Below are 18,035 nucleotides of genomic sequence, written 5' to 3' on the forward strand. Positions count from 1 at the left end.
GACCTCCCGCGCACAGCGCGGGAACCGGCCGTCACGGGGCGGGCGACGAAGGACCCACGACCCCGGCGTCCTCGACCACGGCCCCCGCATCCGGCGCGTCCACCGTCACACCGGCGTCCTCCACCGTGCCCGCCGTCGCCGGAGCCACGGCCTTCCCCGACGGCACCACCGCGCTCCACGCCAGCTTCGAGGCCCCCAGCACCTCCTCCTGCGTCGACCCCTGAGCCACCAGCAGGTCCACCACCGGAGACTGCGAGGGGTCTCCCTTGCGCCCACCACCGAAGCGGTCACCCGACGGCGGCTCCCCGGGCACGATGCCCATCGCCATCAGCCGCGGGTTCGCGTTCGTGTCCCCACCGAACATCCCGCCCAGCGCCACGCGCCGCTCGATGGTCGCGCCCGTCACCGCCACGCCGTAGCCCCAGTCCGCGCTCGCGTGTCCGCCCAGGAAGCGGTCCGGCACCCGGAACACCACCGTGCGCCCGCTCACCTGGATGAGGGTGGGGAAGAACACCCGCGCCTCCAGCTCCTGCTCCGTGGCCGCGTTCAGGTCCGACTCCACCTTGCCGCCAATCCCGCCGGACTTCTTCTCGTACGCATCCAGCGCCGCCTGCCGCCAGGTCTTGCGCAGTGCCTCACGCGCCTCATAGGGACGCGGCGTCAGCACCACCGCCTTCTCCCACCCTGAGTCCTCCGCCAGCGTGAGCCCACGCCCCGGCAGCGTGTCCGTGCGCCCGGAGCCGGGCACCCGGTCCTGGTCCACGTACAGGTCCACGTTGAACGTGTAGAAGCCGTGCCGGGCCCGCTCCGCGACCGTCGCGCCCTCCAGGTCCACCGCCTGCGCGCGCGAGGGCTTCGCGATGGGGTGCGCGAACGTCACCTCGAACCGCGTCGCCTCGTCGTCCGCGAACGCCGCCACCGACACCACGTCCAGATCGCCACGCCCCAGGTCCGTGCGGCGCGGATACAGCAGCTCGCCGTCGCCGTGGTCATCCCCCACCGGATCCGTCAGCCGGAACAGCAGCGCGTCCTCGCGCGTCTTGCCGCCGGAACACGCGGCCAGGGTGGAGGCGAGCAGGAGCGCGGACACGCGGGAACGCACGAACATGGAAGGGCACCTCATGCACGATGGGACGGCCCGTCAGGTGTACCGCGCGGTGCCCCAAACGCAAGGAGCCCGGAGTGCCTGTCACAGGCGCCCCGGGCTCCCTCTGCATCAACCCCGTGCCCCGCCCGAAGCGGAGCGCGCGGTGACTAGAACTGCGCCTTCATGAACGCCTTGACGCGCATCTGCTCGAAGTTGCGCTCTTCCAGGCTGTTCCAGCCCGTGTTGCGGTTGACGAAACCGCGCGAACCCACCGCCACGTTGTGGTCGGCCGCGATGGTGTCGTCCGCGTACTGCACCACGAAGCCGTCGCCGAAGTCCGGACGGAACGAGCCGAACGCGTACTGGCCCTCCAGGCCGAACTCCACGCCAGACAGGATGTAGCGCGCCTTCACCAGCACCTGGTTCTTGTTGTGCTTGCCGGACGCCATCTCGTGGTTGTTGTACGCCTGGAACGCCGTGTTGCCGTCCAGCAGGTCCGCGAAGAACTTGGAGTAGCTGGCGGACACGTACAGGTCGTCCGTGAACTGGTAGCCCGCGCCAGCCGTGAACGTCGTGTAGTCCAGCAGGCGGTCGTCGTCCGCGATGTTGTCGAACGGCTTGAACTGGTAGCCCGTGTCACCCTGGCTGTTCGTGATGACGTCCGGGTTGCGGTAGAGATCCGCGGTGCTGTTGCCCGGGCTGTACTCCTGGCGGAGCGAGTTGTCGCACGCCGCGCCGCCGCCCGCGCACGAGCCGGACGCGTACGGCAGGAAGCGCGGATCGTTCATGCGCTTGTCCGTCTCGTGGATGTACTTGAACTTGCCGAACACATCGATGCCCTTCAGCACGTCGATGACGTACTTGGCGCGCAGCGCGACCAGGTGCGTCTTCTTGTCCTGGAAGGGCTGGTAGGCCGTGCGGAAGTTGTGGCCCACGCCGGAGTCCAACTCCGTGCCGGGGAACTGGCTGTCACCCAGCGACGCCTGATCATTCCCGTACGCCTGCCAGTTGGTGTTGTAGGTGATGAACGAGTACTCGCCACCCACCTCCAGCGCGCCGTTCGCGTAGACCGGGTTCGCCGTCACGCCCTTCCAACCGATGGCCGTCTCCGCCATGGGCTCGTCGAAGTCCGTGAAGTCGTTGTCCACGTTGAGCGTGGCGACCTGCTGGGCCTCGCTCGTCCAGCCGCCATAGCCGATGCGGGTGGGGTTGCCCTTGTAGACGCCATAGGACGCGTTGGACGGGCCGGGGAACGCGAAGCTGCCGTCGTGGCCTTCCGTGAGGAGCACGTCCGCCTCGCGGCGGCTGGCCATGACCGCCATGTACTCCGCGCCAATGCTGAACAGCTGCAGGTTCAGCGACAGGCCCATGTCCAGCGGGTCGTTGAGGGACGCGTTCAGCATGTACGTCTGGTCGGTGTGATGGCCGGCCAGCACCGGGCTGTAGCCGCCCACGCCGAAGCTCTTCGGCGACAGCACCGGGTCCGCGTTGGAGTACGACGTGTACGCGGCGCCGCGCACGTCCAGCCACGAGCCCATGTGCAGGGCCGCCTTCAGACCGCCCACGCCGTTGCGGTAGCGCGGCGTCAGGTCGCGACCGTTGTCCAGGTTGGTGTCTTCCGGGTTGATCTCCTGGTCGTTCGCGTACTGGAAGATGCCGCCCACGTCGAAGATCTCATTCGGGGTGACCTTCGCCTGGAAGCCGTACGCCGCGTCACGCGCGTGGAAGGCGCCCGTGCTGAAGTTCGGGCCGGCCCAGAGGCGGGGCAGCGAGATGCGCGCCGCGTCCCACGTGAGCTTCCGGTCGAAGTTGGAGCCCTGCAGCATGATGGCCGCCGCGTTGTCGCGGTCGATGTAACGGACGCGGCCGATGACGAACGGGTCGAACTGGCCCAGGTCCGTCGCGCCGATGAGCGCCGAGTCGATGAGGTAGCCCGGACGCAGCGTCACGGACATGCCACGCAGCTTGATGTACTGGTTGGAGCGCGGGTCGAACTCGCCGCAGTCGCCCGCGGTGCAGTCCGGCGTCGGCGGGTTCCTGCCGCCGAAGCCGCCGAAGTTCGTCCAGAAGTTCTGGTTGAAGCGGCTGTGGATGCGGCCGTTGACCTCCACCTGCGGGGAGATCTTCGCGTTCAGCAGGAGCTCCAGCTCCGTGCCGATGCCGTTGTCGCCGTAGCCCTCACCGGGCACCGTGGTGAAGTTGTACAGCGCGCCCTGGTCGCGCTGCGTGCCCCAGAGGTACTTCGTATAGGTCGTGCCACCAATGGTGAGCTTGGGGCCGCTGTCCTGCGCCATGGCCGCCCCAGGAATCAGGCCGGCCGCCACGGTGAGCGCACACGCTCCCCGCACCACGTTCTTGCGATTCTTCATGATGTCCGGAAAACCCTTCTCGAAAGCTTTGAACCAGAGGGGGGTCATCCCCTCTCCCGGGCCGCCGCGGGACCTCCGCGGCAGCCCTCCCCGTGCTGCATCAAACCTTGAAACAGACTGTTTTGAACAGTCCGCCGCCGGCTACTTCGTCGGCGTGGCCGTCGTCGGCGCCGGAGCGACCGTCGTTCCAGCCGGAGCGGCCGGCGTGGGCGCCGGAGCCGGGGCGGGAGCCGCCTCGGGAGCCGGAGCCGCGGGAGCCGGAGCCGCCGCCGCCGCGCCACCCTGCGCCGCCGGGCGCTTCTCGCCGGAGACCATCTTCAGCGTGGCCTTCTTCGTCGCGGAACCGTCACCCGCGCACTCGTACGAGAGCATTTCGTACTGAGCCTTGATTTCAGAGCTGTCGCCCTTGCCCTGGCCCGCGAGCACGTCAATCACGTGCGGATCGCAGTTGAAGTCGGAGCCGCCGCCGAAGCGGTGCTGGCCCTCGTACTCGTTGACGCGGCGGGTGAGCAGGTCGTTGTCCGCGGGGAAGCCCTCGTTGGACTGCATCACGACCTGGTAGCCCCACGTGGAGGGGGCACCGGCGCCCAGGTCGGAGTTCATGACCGTGGCGGTAATCTTGTTGCCGGAGGCGCGCACCTTGGTGGGCACCACGACGGCGCCCTTCATCGCGCCGGCCTTGTTGTTGGCCTCCGCGCGCACGCGCGACGAGCCCTGCGGCGAGATGATGATGACCTTGTCCCACGCGTCTTCCGGCGCGAAGGAGACGTTCAGGCCCGGGGGGCTGTCCGTGAAGCCGCTGCCGACCTTGTGGTCCGTGTCGATGAAGATGAAGACCTCCTGCACGGAGAAGCCGTCCGCCATCTTCCAGGGGTTCTCCAGCGACGCCTTCAGCGTGATTTCCACGTCCGTCTTGTTGCCGCCCTGGTCCAGCTTGAAGCCGGTCAGGTCGAACGAGCCCGCCTTGTACACGGGGTCCGTCGGGTAGGTGTACTTGCCCGGGCCCTTGTCGTCGCCGGTGGGATCCTTGAACTGCACCTTGTCGGCCAGGGCCGGCGCCGCGGACAGGGAAGCGGCCAGGGTGAGGACTGCGATGCGGGGGTTGATCATGGGGGTGCTTGCTCCTTGCAACGACAGACGAAAGGACTGCGAAGAACGACCGCGGGACTAACCCTTCACGCCACCGGCGGTGAGCCCGGAGACGAGGTACTTCTGCAGGAAGAGGAAGAGGAACACGACGGGCACGGACACGATGATGGAGCCGGCCGCGAAGTAGCCCCACTGCTGGCTGAAGCCGCCCACGAAGAAGCGCAGGCCCACCGGCGCCGTGTACATGGCTTCCTGGTCCATGAACGTCGCCGCGAGGATGAACTCGTTCCACGCCGTCATGAAGCTGAACAGCGCCGTCACCGCCACCGCGGGCTTGGCCAGCGGCAGGATGATGCTCCAGAAGATGCGCCCCGGGGACGCGCCGTCCATCAGCGCCGCCTCCTCCAGGTCCTTGGGGATGGTGTCGAAGTAGCCCTTGAGCATCCACACGCTGAACGGGATGGACGTGGTGGCGTACACGATGATGAGGCCCAGCCGGCTGCTGCCCAGGCCCAGCCACTGCACCAGGATGATGTAGAGGGGAATCAGCATCAGCGTGCCCGGGAACATCTGGGACACGAGGAACGCCATCATGCCCGCGCGCTGGCCCGGGAACTTGAAGCGGCTGAAGGCATACGCCGCCGTGCACGCCATGAAGACGCCCAGCACCGTGGTGCCAATGGCCACGATGGCGCTGTTGAGCATCCACTTGGCGAACGGCTGATCCGCCATCACCGACGCGAAGTTGGAGACGCTGAAGGTCTCAGGCCACGGCGTCACCGCGCGCAGCCGGTCCCAGAAGGTGGGGTTCTCCGGCAGCGTGGCGATGGCCAGGCTCTGCTTGCCGGAGAAGGCCAGGCTCACCACCCAGAGGATGGGGTAGATGGTGAAGAGGGTGAAGGTCACCAGCACCACGTGCAGCGGCAGGTGGGAGATGCCCTCGCGACGTTCAGAGAAGAGCGCCATGGGTTACGCGGCCTCCGTGGCCCGGCTCATGCGGTTCTGCACCATGCTGTAGAGCAACAGGATGCCGAAGATGACGGTGGAGTACGCCGCCGCGTAGCCGTGGCGGTAGCGCTCGAAGGCGAACTTGTACGCCTGGGTGACCAGGATTTCGGTGGAGCCGCCCGGGTCGCCGCCCGTCACCAGGAAGATGATGTTGAACATGTTGAAGGTCCACACCACCGACAGGATGACCGCGGGCACCAGCGCGGGCTTCAGCGCCGGCAGCGTGATGGCGGTGAACTGCTGCCACCGGTTGGCGCCGTCCACGCGCGCCGCTTCATAGAGCTCACCCGGGATGGACTGGAGCGCGCCCAGCGACACCACCATCATGAACGGGAAGGACAGCCAGCCGTTGGTGGCCAGCGCCGTGAAGAACGACGTGAGCGGCGAGTCGAACCACGCCAGGCCGTCCCCACCGAACATCCGGATGACGTGGTTCACCACGCCGAACTGCTGGTGGAACATGCCCTTCCAGATGAGCGCGGTGATGTAGTTGGGCATGGCCCACGGCAGGATGAGCAGCACGCGGTACACCGGCCGCATCCTCAGATTGGGCACGTTGAGCGCCAGCGCGAGCAGCAGGCCCACCGTCACACCGATGGTCACGTTCGTCACCGTCCACACGATGGTGAACAGGAGCGTGTAGTAGAAGTTCAGGTAGTTGAAGACCAGCGAGCCGTCCGCCGCCGTCTTCGCGAAGCTGAAGTCGCCCAGGATGTCCACGTAGTTGCGGAAGCCCACCCACAACTCCGACAGCGGCTGGCTGCTGTTGTAGAGGTTGGCGTCCGTGAACGACAGCGTGATGCCGTAGGCGAAGGGGAAGAACACCAGCACCACCATGCCCACCATGGCGGGCATGATGTACGCGTAGGCCTGCCGGAACTCGACCGCCGTGGCCACCGCCCGGTGCAGCGCACCCAGGCCTATGAACAGCAGCACCGCCAGCCCCACCACGCCCAGCGCGCCCAGCGCCTTGCTCGCGTTGCCGCGCACCTGCGCGCCCGCCGCCGAGAGTTTGGCCTCATCCGGCGCGCCGGACTCCGTCAGCTTGCCCAGCGGACGGCGCATGGCGTCCGCGTCCCACGCGCCGGGCTTCAGCGCGGGCTCCGCGTTGAGAGTGTTCGCGGCGATGAGCGCCTGGGCCTTCTCGCCGCGCGTGCGCAGCTCCGCGCTGACCGCGTCCTCCGTCTGCCGCAGCTCCGCGTCCAGCGCGCGCAGCGAATAGACGGTGTAGCCACCCAGCCCCGCCAGGAACAACGCCGCAGCCACGGCCACGCGCGCGCCCTGGCGCGACAGCGCGAACACCGCCGCCGCGCACGCCGCCAGCGGCAGCAGGAACGCCAGCAGCACCGGCGTCCACGAAGGCGTTTCACCCTTCACCACCGCCGGGGTGAGGGACTCCACGGAGCCCACCACCTGCCCGTCCACCTCCACGGGCACGGACAACAGGCGGCTCGCGCCGTTGTCGAGCAGCTCCGACTCCACCTCCGCCTTGCGCGCGCTGCCCTCCTCGCGGTTCGTCTCCACCGCGGCGCGCAGGCGCTGGCCGCGGTCGTACAGCGGCTTCTCTTCGCGAGACAGCCGGCGCGGCGCCGCCTTGTCCCCGGTGTCATCCGGGAAGGTGGACGCCTCCAGCTTGATGCCGCTGAAGGCGATGACGCGCACGGAGCTTCCCGGCACGCCCGGCCAGCCCGTCACCACGGCCTTCACGCCGTCGCCGGTGCCGCCCGCGCGCTGCACCAGGTCCGTCAACCCCAGCAGGGACACGGTGGCCGTGCGCTGCTCGCGCTCCGCCGCGCGCTCCTGGTTGGCGCGCGCGAGCAGGCCGTGCGCCAGGAACAGGGACACGCCCAGCGCCAGGGCGAGCCCCACCAGCACGCGCCCCCGGTATCCGCCCGCACGGCCGGAAGGCCCCGGAGTCGAAGGGTCCTTCACGGAATCGCTCGGGGAGGTGCTGACCGGCGTGGGGGCACCGGCCGCGGAAGGGGGCTGCTGGGGGGCGTTCTGGCTCACTTCAGCTCCTCACTTACTTCTTGCGCAGGCCGGCGACGTCCTTCGCCACGCTCTTCTGGGCCGAGTCCAGGGCCGCCTTGGGGGTGGCGGTGTTCTTGAACACGGTGTTCATCGCGCTGGTGGCCGGGGTCCAGACCATGGACATCTCCGGCAGGTTGGGCATGGGCACCGCCACGTCCACCTGGTCCTTCATCGCCTTGAGCAGCGGATCCGCCGCCACCTTCGCGTCCTGGTACACCGCCTGGTTCGCGGGGCTCTGGCGGCCCTCCAGGGCCAGCGTCTTGCCGGGGCCCGCGTCGGTGAGGAACTTCGCGAAGTCGTACGCCGCTTCCTTGTTCTTCGACGGGGCGGCCACGTACACGCCCTCCACCGTCATCCAGGGCTTCAGCGGCGTGCCCTTGTTCTCATCCAGCGTGGGCAGCCGGGCCAGGCCGTACTCCACGTCCTTGGAGACCTCGCCCAGGAACCACGGGCCGGAGAACACCATCGCGGCCTTGCCCTCGTTGAAGAGCGAGGTGATGAGCGCGCTGGAGGGCTCCGCGGGGAGGATGCCGTCCTTGTTCTTCCACTTGAGGACCTGCTCCACCGACTTCACGTTGGCGGGCGAGTTCATCGTGGGGGTGTTCTTCGCGTCGAACACGCCGCCGCCGAAGCCGTTCATCACGGCCGCGTGGTAGTAGAAGTCGTTGTACGCGTACGCCAGACCGAAGCGGCCCGCCTTCGCGTCGGTGAGCTTCTTGGCCATCGTCACCATCTCGCCGGACGTCTTGGGCGGCGTGGGGACCAGCTTCTTGTTGTAGATGAGCGTGATGACCTTGTAGTTCAGCGGCAGGCCGTACGCCGTCCCGCGGTAGGTCATCGCCTCCATCGTCGTGGGGATGAAGCGCTTCTTCGTCGCGTCATCCAGGAAGAAGTCGATGGGCTCCACCGTGTTGCCCGCTTCAATCCAGCCGCCCAGGCGGTCCTGCGCGAAGATGAAGAGGTCCGGGCCCTTGCCGCGCGGCACGGTGGCGCTGATTTTGTCCGCGTAGGCGTCGTACGGCACCGCCAGCGTGGTGACCTTGACCTTGCCCTCGTTGGCCTTGTTGTACTCGGCGACCACCTTCTCCAGCGCGGCCTTCTCCTCCGCGCGGTAGGCGTGCCAGAGCACCAGCTCCGTGGCGGCGAAGGACGGGACGGGCAACAGGCCGACTGCGCACAGACAGAGGGCCGCGAGCAACGTTCGCAGGTGGGTCATTGAGAAAATCCTCCGGGATATCAAACGGAAAGCCGCAGCTCGGATTCAGCGTCGAAGAGGTGCAGGGACTCCAGCTCCACCGTCAGGGGAAGGGCGGCGCCGGGCTCCGGGGTGGCCTGGGGCGGCAGGCGGAAGACCAGCGGGTTGTCTCCCAGGCGGGCGTGCACGATGAGCTCGTTGCCCAGCGGCTCCACCAGCTCCACGCGCGCCTCCGCGGGCGAGGACTCGCCGCGCGCGGTGGTGCCCGCGGGCAGGACGTTGTCCGGGCGCAGGCCCACCTTCACCTTGCGGCCGCCCTTGCCCGCCGTGGCCGCGCGCAGCTTCTGCGCCACCGGCAGCTTGAAGCCGTCACCGGTGAGCGACGCGCCGTCCGCGTCCAGCGTGGCGGTGAGCATGTTGATGGGCGGCGTGCCGATGAACTGCGCCACGAACACGTTGACCGGCTTCTCGTAGACCTCCAGCGGGGTGCCCAACTGCTGGAGCTTGCCGTCCTTCATCACCGCGATGCGGTGGCCCATGGTCATCGCTTCAATCTGATCGTGCGTGACGTAGACGGACGTGACCTGGAGCCGGTGCTGGAGCTTCTTGATCTCCGAGCGCATCTGCACGCGCAGCTTCGCGTCCAGGTTGGAGAGCGGCTCGTCGAAGAGGAACACCGCCGGCTTGCGCACGATGGCGCGCCCCAGGGCCACGCGCTGACGCTGGCCGCCGGACAGCGCCTTGGGCTTGCGGTCCAAGAGGTGCGTGATGCCGAGGATTTCCGCCGCCTCGTCCACCAGCTTGTCCATCTCCGGCTTGGGCGTCTTGCGGATCTTGAGACCGAACTCCAGGTTCTGCCGCACGGACATGTGCGGATAGAGCGCGTAGTTCTGGAACACCATGGAGACGTCCCGGTCCTTCGGCGGCAGCGCGTTCACCGCGCGCTCACCGATGGAGATGGTGCCTCCGGAAATCTCCTCCAGGCCGGCGATCATCCGGAGCGCCGTGGACTTGCCGCAACCGGACGGCCCCACGAGGACCATGAACTCATGGTCGCGGATATCGAGGTTGAGCCCCTCGATGACCGACACGTCTCCGTAACGCTTCGCCACGTCCTTGAACGACACGCCGGCCATCAGGCCCTCCAGCAAGAGCCCCGCTCGCGCCGGTGACAACAGCACGTCCGGGTCAGGTTCTGCGCATGCAACGCCGGGTGCCTCACGGCACGCGTCCGAGGATGCGCGCGGACAGCGGCGGAAGCGCCAGGTCCAGCGTGGCGCCAGCCTTCGTCCGCCCTCCGTTCAGCAGATCCTCCACCTCGCCGACGCCCGTCCAACCTTCCGGCCACGGCACCGACACCGCGCCCTTCGTCCTGGCGCGGTTCACCGCCACCACCACCGTGTCGCCGGACGCTTCGTCGCGCCGCTGGAAGACATACACGTCACCTTCGGTGAAGAGCGGTGAGTGCGTGCCCCGCGACAGGGCCGGGTGCGCGCGGCGGATGGCGATGAGGCGCTTGTAATACTCAAGCAGTGCCTCGTCGCGCTTCTTTCCCGCGCCAGGCTTCACCGCCTGCTTGCCCCACGGCATGTCGCCGCGGTTCTGCGGCCAGTCACCGCCCGCGCGGCCCACTTCCTCGCCGTAGTAGATGACGGGGATGCCGCTGGTGGTGAGCTGCAGCGTGGCGGCCAGGCGGAAGAGGGGCACGTTGCCCTGTAGCTGGTGCAGCGCACCGTCCACGTCGTGCGACGACAGGAAGTGCGACAGGTGGTGGCCCGGCGTCACCTTCGCGCGAGACTGGAGGTAGCGGTCGAACGCCACCGCGCGGCCACGGCCCTGCACGAAGCCCAGCGCGTTGCCCTGGAAGGCGAAGTCGAACCCGGCGTCCATCTCATCCGGGGTGAAGTACGGCGCCAGCCCCTCCACGTCGCCGCCCCACAGCTCGCCCAGCAGGAAGAAGTCCGGGGAGATCTCCGCGCGCGTACGGCGGCGGTGTTCCTTCCAGAAGTCGTGGGACACGTGCTTCACGGTGTCCAGCCGGAAGCCGTCCACGCCGGAGCGCTTCGCCCAATCAATCTGCGCGTCCAGCAGGTACTTCGCCACCTCCGGCCGCTCGGTCTTGAAGTCCGGCAGGCCCGCCACGCACGACGTCAGGTCATCCGAGCCGCAGGTGCCCTTGTCTTCCGAGCGCAGCCAGTCCGGGTGGTCCTTCAGGTAGCGCGAGTTGTAGCCCGGGTGGTTGTAGACGACGTCCAGCAGCACGCGGATGCCGCGAGCGTGCGCCGCGTCCACCAGCGCCTTGAAGTCCTCTTCCGTGCCGAAGCGCGGATCCAACGCCTGGAAGTCGTCCGCCCAGTAGCCGTGGTAGCCCCAGTCCGGGAAGCCAGAGCCGGTGACGAAGCCCGGAATCTGCTTCAAGAGCGGCGTCACCCACAGCGCCGTCACGCCCAGCGACGACAGCTCCTCCAGCTTCGCGGTGAGCCCCTTCAGGTCGCCGCCGTGGAAGGTGCCCGCCGCCTTCACGTCGCCCTTCTCGTTGTTGGAGGGATCGCCGTCCGCGAAGCGATCCACCACCACGAAGTACAGCACCTCGTCCGCCCAGGGCCGCGCGGGCTCCTTTTTCTCAGAAGCCGGAGCAGCCTCCTTCACGGGTTCGGGGGCGGGGGTCGTCCGAGCCTCGGGAGCCTCCGGAGCGGGCGCGGCGGGCTGCGTCGCGGCGGCCTCCTGCGCGGGCTGCGTCGGAGTGGAGGCCGTGGCGCACCCCGCCAGACACAGGGCGACAAGGCCCTGGAACATCGGGCGCCACCCACCGCGGTGGGAGGCAGCGTCAGGTTGTGGGCAGGGGAGGCTGGGGGCCATCTGGGCGGGGCACTGTATCCAACAGTCTTGAAGTGGGTGAAGAGGCGTCGGAACAATCGGCTGATGCCGCAACGCGGCATGCCCCGGATGTCTTCCTCTGTACACCCGTGTGACGCATGGCGCGGGCGGACTCAACGGAGCGCGCGATTCGTGCCGCACCGCGTCTCGATTTTGCGTCCTTCGGCATCCGACGTCGTGGGGTGGCGGTGCCAGTCCCAACTCGATCATCCAGAGGGTCCTGTAACTCCTGACAACAGGCGGGGATCACCCGTGACAGGAGCGGCTGCTACCGTGCCGTGGATTTACGCCCCCCCTGGAGGTTTCCCCTGAGAGCTTCATTGGCAGTTCCCCGCATGACGCGAGCGCTCGCGTTCGGCGGGCTCTTCGCCGCGCTGCTTCCCATGGCGTCGCTGGCGGCGCCCACGTCGGTGACGGTCATTGGCGACCTGCAGAGCGAGGCAGGCTGTGCCGCGGACAACGACCCCACCTGCGCGCAGACGGCGCTGACGTACGACGCGGCGGACGACAAGTGGCAGGGCACGTTCAACGTGCCGGCGGGCACCTGGCACTTCAAGGTCGCGCTGGACGGCTCGCTGGCGCAGACGTACGGCGGCCCGGGCGGCGCGGACGTGGTGCTGACCAACCCGTCGACGGGCGCGGTGAAGTTCTACTTCGACGCGAACACGCACTACGTGACGAGCAGCCGCTCCGGCACCATCGCCACGGTGGCGGGCACGTTCCAGAGCGAGCTGGGCTGTCCGGGTGACTGGCAGCCGGACTGCCTGCGCTCGATGATGCAGGACCCGGACGGCGACGGCATCTACACCTTCATCACGAAGGCCATCCCGAAGGGCAACCACGAGTGCAAGGTCGCGCTCGATGAGCAGTGGACCACCGCCTACCCCGGCGGCAACGCGTCGTTCGCGGTGGAGGAGGACGGTCAGGAGATGATCTTCACCTTCGACTCCGGCGCGTCCAAGAAGGTGACCATCCGCGCCGCGGGCGCCCCCGCGGGCAACCTGCTGCTGGCGCGGGCGCACTGGATTGCGCGCGACACCGTGGTGTGGAGCCCGGAGGTCCCGACCCCCGCGGGCACGGTGTTCAAGCTGCACACGGCGCCCACGGGCGGCATGACGCTGAGCGGTGCCGGCGTGCAGGGCGGCACCTTGGCGACGCTGACGGTGGACGCCGCGGGCCTCACCGCCGCGCAGGCCTTGCGCTTCCCGAACCTCATCGGCCGCACGGTGCTGAAGCTGGCCGAGGCGGACGTGGCCAACGCGGCCACCTGGCTCAAGGGCCAGGTGGCCGTGTCCGCGACGAACGCGGAGGGCGTGACGCTGGACGCCACCAGCACACAGTTCGCGGGCGTGCTGGATGACCTGGACACGTATGACGGGCCGCTGGGCGCGACGTTCGAGAACGGCATCCCCACGCTGCGCCTGTGGGCTCCCACGGCGAAGAGCGTGAACCTGCTCCTGTTCGCGGACGGCAGCCCCACGTCCACCTTCACCCGCGTGGCCATGACGGCCGGCGACAAGGGCGTCTGGAGCGCGACCGGCGACGCGTCGTGGAAGAACCGCTTCTTCCTCTACGAGGTGGAGGTCTACGCCCGCAAGGAGGGCAAGGTCGTCACCAACCGCGTCACCGACCCGTACTCCGTGGCCCTCTCCACCAACAGCGAGCTGAGCCAGGTTGTCGACCTGGCGGACCCCGCGCTCGCGCCGCAGGGCTGGAGCACGCTGGCGAAGCCCGCGCTGGAGGCCCCGGAGGACATCGTCCTCTATGAGCTGCACGCGCGTGACTTCAGCATCAACGACCTGACGGTGCCGGAGAGCGAGCGCGGCACGTTCAAGGCGTTCACGCGGGACTCGGACGGCATGAAGCACCTGACCCGGCTGGCGAAGGCGGGCCTCACGCACGTGCACCTGCTGCCGGTGTTCGACATCGCGACCATCAACGAGGACCGCGCGGCGCAGCAGCACCCGCAGGGCGACCTGGTGTCGCTGCCCGCGGACTCCGACCAGCAGCAGGCGGCGGTGAAGGCCGTGGCGGACCTGGACGGCTTCAACTGGGGCTATGACCCGTTCCACTACACCGTGCCGGAGGGCAGCTACTCCACCAATGCGCAGGGCACGACGCGCACGGTGGAGTTCCGGGAGATGGTGCAGTCGCTCAACCAGCACGGCCTGCGCGTGGTGATGGACGTGGTCTACAACCACACCAACTCCTCCGGACAGGACGCCAAGAGCGTGCTGGACCGCATCGTCCCGGGCTACTACCACCGCCTCAGCGACGACGGGAACGTGTTGACCAGCACCTGCTGCCAGAACACCGCGTCGGAGAACGCGATGATGGAGAAGCTGCTCATCGACTCCGTGGTGACGTGGGCCAGGGCGTACAAGGTGGACGGCTTCCGCTTCGACCTGATGGGCCACCACATGAAGTCCAACATCGTGAAGCTGCGCGCGACGCTGGACGCGCTCACCCTGGAGAAGGACGGCGTGGACGGCAAGGCCATCTACGTCTACGGCGAGGGCTGGGACTTCGAGGAGGTGAAGGACAACGCGCGCGGCACCAACGCCACGCAGGCCAACATGGCGGGCACGGGCATCGGCACGTTCAACGACCGCCTGCGCGACGGCGCTCGCGGCGGTGGCCCCTTCAGCGGCTTGCAGGAGCAGGGCTTCATCACCGGCCTGCTGTCCGACCCGAACGGCACGAACCAGGGCACGGAGGCGGCGCAGAAGGACAAGCTGCTGCTCTACAGCGATTGGATCCGCGTGGGCCTCACCGGCAACCTGAAGGACTACATGCTGGTGGACGCCACCGGCAAGTCCGTGGCTGGCGCGGAGGTGGACTACAACGGGGCCCCGGCCGGCTACACGCTGGACCCGCAGGAGGTCATCACCTACGTCTCCGCGCACGACAACGAGACGCTGTTCGACGCGGTGCAGTTGAAGGCGCGGCGCGACCTGCCCATGGCGGAGCGCGTGCGCATGCAGAACCTGGGCATCTCGCTGGTGGCGCTGGGCCAGGGCATCCCGTTCTTCCACGCGGGTGACGAGCTGCTGCGCTCCAAGTCGCTGGACCGCAACAGCTTCAACTCCGGTGACTGGTTCAACAAGGTGGACTGGACCTACCAGTCCAACAACTGGGGCGTGGGCCTGCCCCCGGCCACGGAGAACTCGGGTAACTGGCCGCTCTTCGGGCCGATGCTGGCGGACCCGGCGCTGAAGCCGTCGCCGGCGGACATCCTCCGGGCGCGCGACCACTTCGAGGAGATGCTGACCATCCGCAAGAGCTCGCGGCTGTTCCGCCTGCGCACCGGTGACGAGGTGAAGCAGCGGGTGCACTTCGAGAACACCGGTCCGGACCAGATTCCGGGCCTCATCGTGATGGCCATGCAGGACCACGGCACGAACGCGGAGGGCAAGCGCGCCATCGTGCTGTTCAACGGCACGGACGAGGCGCAGACGTTCAAGGCGGACGGGTACAAGTCCCTGAAGCTGGTGCTGCACCCGGTGCTGCGGGCGTCCTCGGACACGGTGGTGCGCACGTCCGCGTACGACGCGGCCACGGGCGGCTTCACGGTGCCGGCGCGCAGCACCGCCGTGTTCGTCACCGACGACGTGGTGGTGGACCCGGATCCGCAGGACCCGGACGAGTCCGACGGCTGCAACTGCCAGAGCACGGTGCCCGGCCCGCTGGGCGCCACCAGCCTGCTGATGCTCTGCGGCCTGGCGCTGAAGCTGCGCCGCCGCCGCGCGTAGCCTGAAGTCACTGGACTGGAAATGAAGCGGGCCCCGGATGCGTCAAAGCGCGTCCGGGGCCCGTGGTGTTTCAGGGGGAAGGCCTCACTCAGGGGACGGTGAGGATCTCCGCGCCCGTGTCGGTGACGAGCAGGGTGTGCTCGAACTGGGCGCTGCGCAGTCCGTCCGCGGTGACGACGGTCCAGTCGTCGTTCCACGTGCGGTGGTCCCAGTGGCCCTGGTTGATCATCGGCTCCACGGTGAAGATCATCCCGGGCTGCATGACGGTGTCGGCTTCGGGCTCGTAGTAGTGCGGCACCTGGAGCGCGGTGTGGAACGTCTCTCCGATGCCGTGGCCGCAGTAGGCGCGCACCACGCTGGTGCCGTTCTTCACGGCGTGGGCCTCCACCGCGCGGCCAATGTCGCTGATGGGCCGGCCCGGCTTCACCGCGGCGATGCCGATGTCCAGGCACTCCTTCGCGATCTGGACCAGGCGCTGGTGCTGGGGCTCCACGTTGCCCACCAGGTACGTGGCCGAGCAGTCGCCGTGGACGCCATCCAGGTAGATGGTGATGTCCAGGTTGACGATGTCGCCGTCCTCCAGCGCGCGGCTGTCGGGGATGCCGTGGCAGATGACCTCGTTGACGGAGGTGCAGAGCGACTTGGGGAACTTGTGGTAGTTCAGCGTGCTGGGGTAGCCGCCGCGCTTGAGGTAGGCCTCGTGCGCGATGGCATCCAGTTCGTCCGTGGTGATGCCCACGCGCACGTGCTGCGCGGTCTCCACCAGCACCTGGGCGGCGGCCTGGCAGGCGCGGCGCATGCGGGCGATGACGTCCGCCGACTTCACGTCCGGCTCGTTGCGCGGGCGCGAGGGACGGCCCGCCACGGAGTCCGCGTAGTCCGGCCGGCCGATGGTGAGCGGCACCACTCGGCGCGGGCTGACGATGCCGGGGCGGATGCCCTTGCGGTGGGTGTCGGGGCCCTTGCGGCGGGCCTCCACGGTGTCCGCGCCGCGGTGGCACTTCTTGTACTTGGAGCCACTGCCGCACCAGCAGGCGTCATTGGGCCCGGGGAGGACGGCGGGGGCGTTTCGGGGGGTGGCGGTGGTCATCGGGAGCCTCGGGAGCTTGTGTCGGTGTTGGCGGCTGCCTGGCGGGCGCGGGCCCAGCGGAGCATCTGGGGTTTGAGCCAGAGGCGCGGGCGCCCGGCGCCCAGGTCGAGCACCGGACGGGGCATGTCCGGATACCGGCGCAGGTACGTGCTGACGCTGTTGGGGTGGGCCAGGCGCAACAGGCCCGCCACCTCCTGGGCGTCAATCAGGTCCTTCGTGTTCACCAGGGGGCACATGGGGCGTGTCTATACCCGTAGACACACGGGAGTGCACGGATTCCTTCCCGGGCCGGGAGGCTGCCCTCCAGGGGCCTGCCTGCTTCCGGACACGACAAAGCCCCGGGCTCCATGAGGGAACCCGGGGCTTCGGGACGGCAGGGACGTCAGGTGGGGAGGACTACTCCGCCCACCAGGTCTCGGTCATCACGCTGAAGCCGTTCGTGGTGTCCACGTAGATGTGGACGGTGTTGCGGCTCCAGGGGTCGTTCTCGTAGGTGATGATGCAGCCCTTGAAGGAGCGGCCCTGGGTCAGCGCGTTCAGGTTCGCGAGGCCCGCGTCACGGACCGTGGGGGAGACGTGGGCGTTGCCGTTGACGTAGTTGAAGGCGCGCTGGACCTCGGCGCGCACCTCGGCGGCGTCGGCCAGGTTCGGACGGATGGAGGCGCCGTAGGGGACGCTGGTGGGCTCCAGGCCGAAGCAGGTCTTGTCGTCGCGGTAGTAGTGGTTGGCGGACGCGATGTTCCACCAGTCGAAGTGGCGCAGGGTGGTGGCGCCGTAGGAGCCGTTGGAGGGGACGGCGTTGATGGCGGTGAAGAGCGCCTCCAGCGGGCGGCTCAGGGTGGCGGAGTTGCGGATGTTGCGGAAGCTCACGTCACCGATGCCCGCCGTGTCGGCGATCTGCTGCGCGGTGGTGAAGGGGCGCGCGTTGAGCAGGTTCACGGCGCCGTTCCACGCGTTCGGCAGGACGTCGTGCAGCTCCGAGTCGTCGATGCTGTTCACCAGCGCGACGATGGCGGTCTGGTCGTCACGGGAGATGGCGATGCCATCCACGATGCCGACACAGTCCGCGTCGATGAAGTCCAGGGTCCGGGCACCGCCCTCCAGCTGCTTGAGCCGGGCCGGGCCGACGAGCGGCACGGTGGACAGGTCCGCCAGCGACGTGAACGGCGTGGTGGCGCGGCGGTTCACGAGGTTGGTGACCACGTTGCTGGGCAGGTAGCGGTCGAGGAGCGAGTACGACGCCGTGTTCGCGAACTCGAGGATGCCGGAGCACTCGATGGCCACGTCGACGTTCGTCGTGGTGAGGATGGGGGCCTGCTGCTGCTGCTCGGCGGCCGGGGCGGACTCGGGGGGAGTCTCCGCCTGGGTACCAGGACCGCAACCAACGAGCATGCTCACGGCGAGAAGGGCTGAGCCAATACGACGCATCAGGAACTCCTGAATGGGGGGAGAGCTGCGATGAGACGCGGCTTAATACATCAAATCCGTCTGACACCACCGGCCCGATGCGCGCCCTCTTCGTGTCACATTTCGGTCA

General features: G+C 68.4%; 12 protein-coding genes. 1 reads left to right on the top strand and 11 read right to left on the bottom strand.

Annotated features, from left to right (window positions below; all coding sequences use genetic code 11):
* Window positions 1–31 precede the first annotated feature (31 nt).
* The 8 genes from D7X99_RS17985 to D7X99_RS18020 all read right to left on the bottom strand — a co-directional run bounded on the left by D7X99_RS17985 (window position 32) and on the right by D7X99_RS18020 (window position 11,575).
* The gene (locus D7X99_RS17985; protein ID WP_158627026.1) at window positions 32–1,108 is read right to left on the bottom strand and encodes a glucodextranase DOMON-like domain-containing protein; all 1,077 of its coding nucleotides are present in this window, start codon (window positions 1,106–1,108) and stop codon (window positions 32–34) included.
* 146 nt (window positions 1,109–1,254) lie between these two features.
* Entirely contained in the window at window positions 1,255–3,456 is a 2,202-nt protein-coding gene (locus D7X99_RS17990; RefSeq protein ID WP_147476176.1) for a hypothetical protein, read from the bottom strand.
* 141 nt (window positions 3,457–3,597) lie between these two features.
* Entirely contained in the window at window positions 3,598–4,566 is a 969-nt protein-coding gene (locus tag D7X99_RS17995) for a glucodextranase DOMON-like domain-containing protein (RefSeq protein ID WP_121778845.1), read from the bottom strand.
* 57 nt (window positions 4,567–4,623) lie between these two features.
* Window positions 4,624–5,511 (bottom strand): sugar ABC transporter permease, encoded by an 888-nt coding sequence (locus D7X99_RS18000; protein WP_121758058.1) that lies wholly within the window; start codon window positions 5,509–5,511, stop codon window positions 4,624–4,626.
* A gap of 3 nt (window positions 5,512–5,514) precedes the next feature.
* Window positions 5,515–7,563, bottom strand: coding sequence for a carbohydrate ABC transporter permease (locus tag D7X99_RS18005; RefSeq protein ID WP_121778846.1), 2,049 nt, complete (start codon window positions 7,561–7,563; stop codon window positions 5,515–5,517).
* Between the two features lie 13 nt (window positions 7,564–7,576).
* Window positions 7,577–8,800: an extracellular solute-binding protein gene (locus D7X99_RS18010; protein ID WP_121778847.1), complete on the bottom strand. Its 1,224-nt coding sequence runs from the start codon at window positions 8,798–8,800 to the stop codon at window positions 7,577–7,579.
* A 20-nt stretch (window positions 8,801–8,820) separates the two neighbouring features.
* Window positions 8,821–9,915 (bottom strand): ABC transporter ATP-binding protein, encoded by a 1,095-nt coding sequence (locus D7X99_RS18015; protein WP_121778848.1) that lies wholly within the window; start codon window positions 9,913–9,915, stop codon window positions 8,821–8,823.
* An 82-nt stretch (window positions 9,916–9,997) separates the two neighbouring features.
* The gene (locus D7X99_RS18020; RefSeq protein ID WP_121778849.1) at window positions 9,998–11,575 is read right to left on the bottom strand and encodes an alpha-amylase family glycosyl hydrolase; all 1,578 of its coding nucleotides are present in this window, start codon (window positions 11,573–11,575) and stop codon (window positions 9,998–10,000) included.
* 416 nt (window positions 11,576–11,991) lie between these two features.
* On the opposite strand from D7X99_RS18020, the gene pulA reads away from it, so the two are divergent.
* Window positions 11,992–15,408, top strand: coding sequence for a pullulanase-type alpha-1,6-glucosidase (gene pulA / locus D7X99_RS18025; RefSeq protein ID WP_121778850.1), 3,417 nt, complete (start codon window positions 11,992–11,994; stop codon window positions 15,406–15,408).
* Window positions 15,409–15,496: 88 nt separating this feature from the next.
* Here pulA and map read toward each other — a convergent pair whose 3' ends face one another.
* The 3 genes from map to D7X99_RS18040 all read right to left on the bottom strand — a co-directional run bounded on the left by map (window position 15,497) and on the right by D7X99_RS18040 (window position 17,926).
* Window positions 15,497–16,498, bottom strand: coding sequence for a type I methionyl aminopeptidase (map, locus tag D7X99_RS18030; RefSeq protein ID WP_121778851.1), 1,002 nt, complete (start codon window positions 16,496–16,498; stop codon window positions 15,497–15,499).
* Window positions 16,495–16,734, bottom strand: a complete 240-nt coding sequence (locus tag D7X99_RS18035) for a hypothetical protein (protein ID WP_120552755.1) — start codon at window positions 16,732–16,734, stop codon at window positions 16,495–16,497. Before D7X99_RS18035 ends, map begins: the two co-directional genes overlap by 4 nt.
* A 160-nt stretch (window positions 16,735–16,894) precedes the next feature.
* Window positions 16,895–17,926, bottom strand: a complete 1,032-nt coding sequence (locus D7X99_RS18040; RefSeq protein ID WP_121778852.1) for a hypothetical protein — start codon at window positions 17,924–17,926, stop codon at window positions 16,895–16,897.
* Between the last annotated feature and the right edge of the window lie 109 nt (window positions 17,927–18,035).

The sequence above is a fragment of the Corallococcus sp. AB032C genome, from assembly GCF_003668935.1.
GTDB lineage: Bacteria > Myxococcota > Myxococcia > Myxococcales > Myxococcaceae > Corallococcus > Corallococcus exiguus.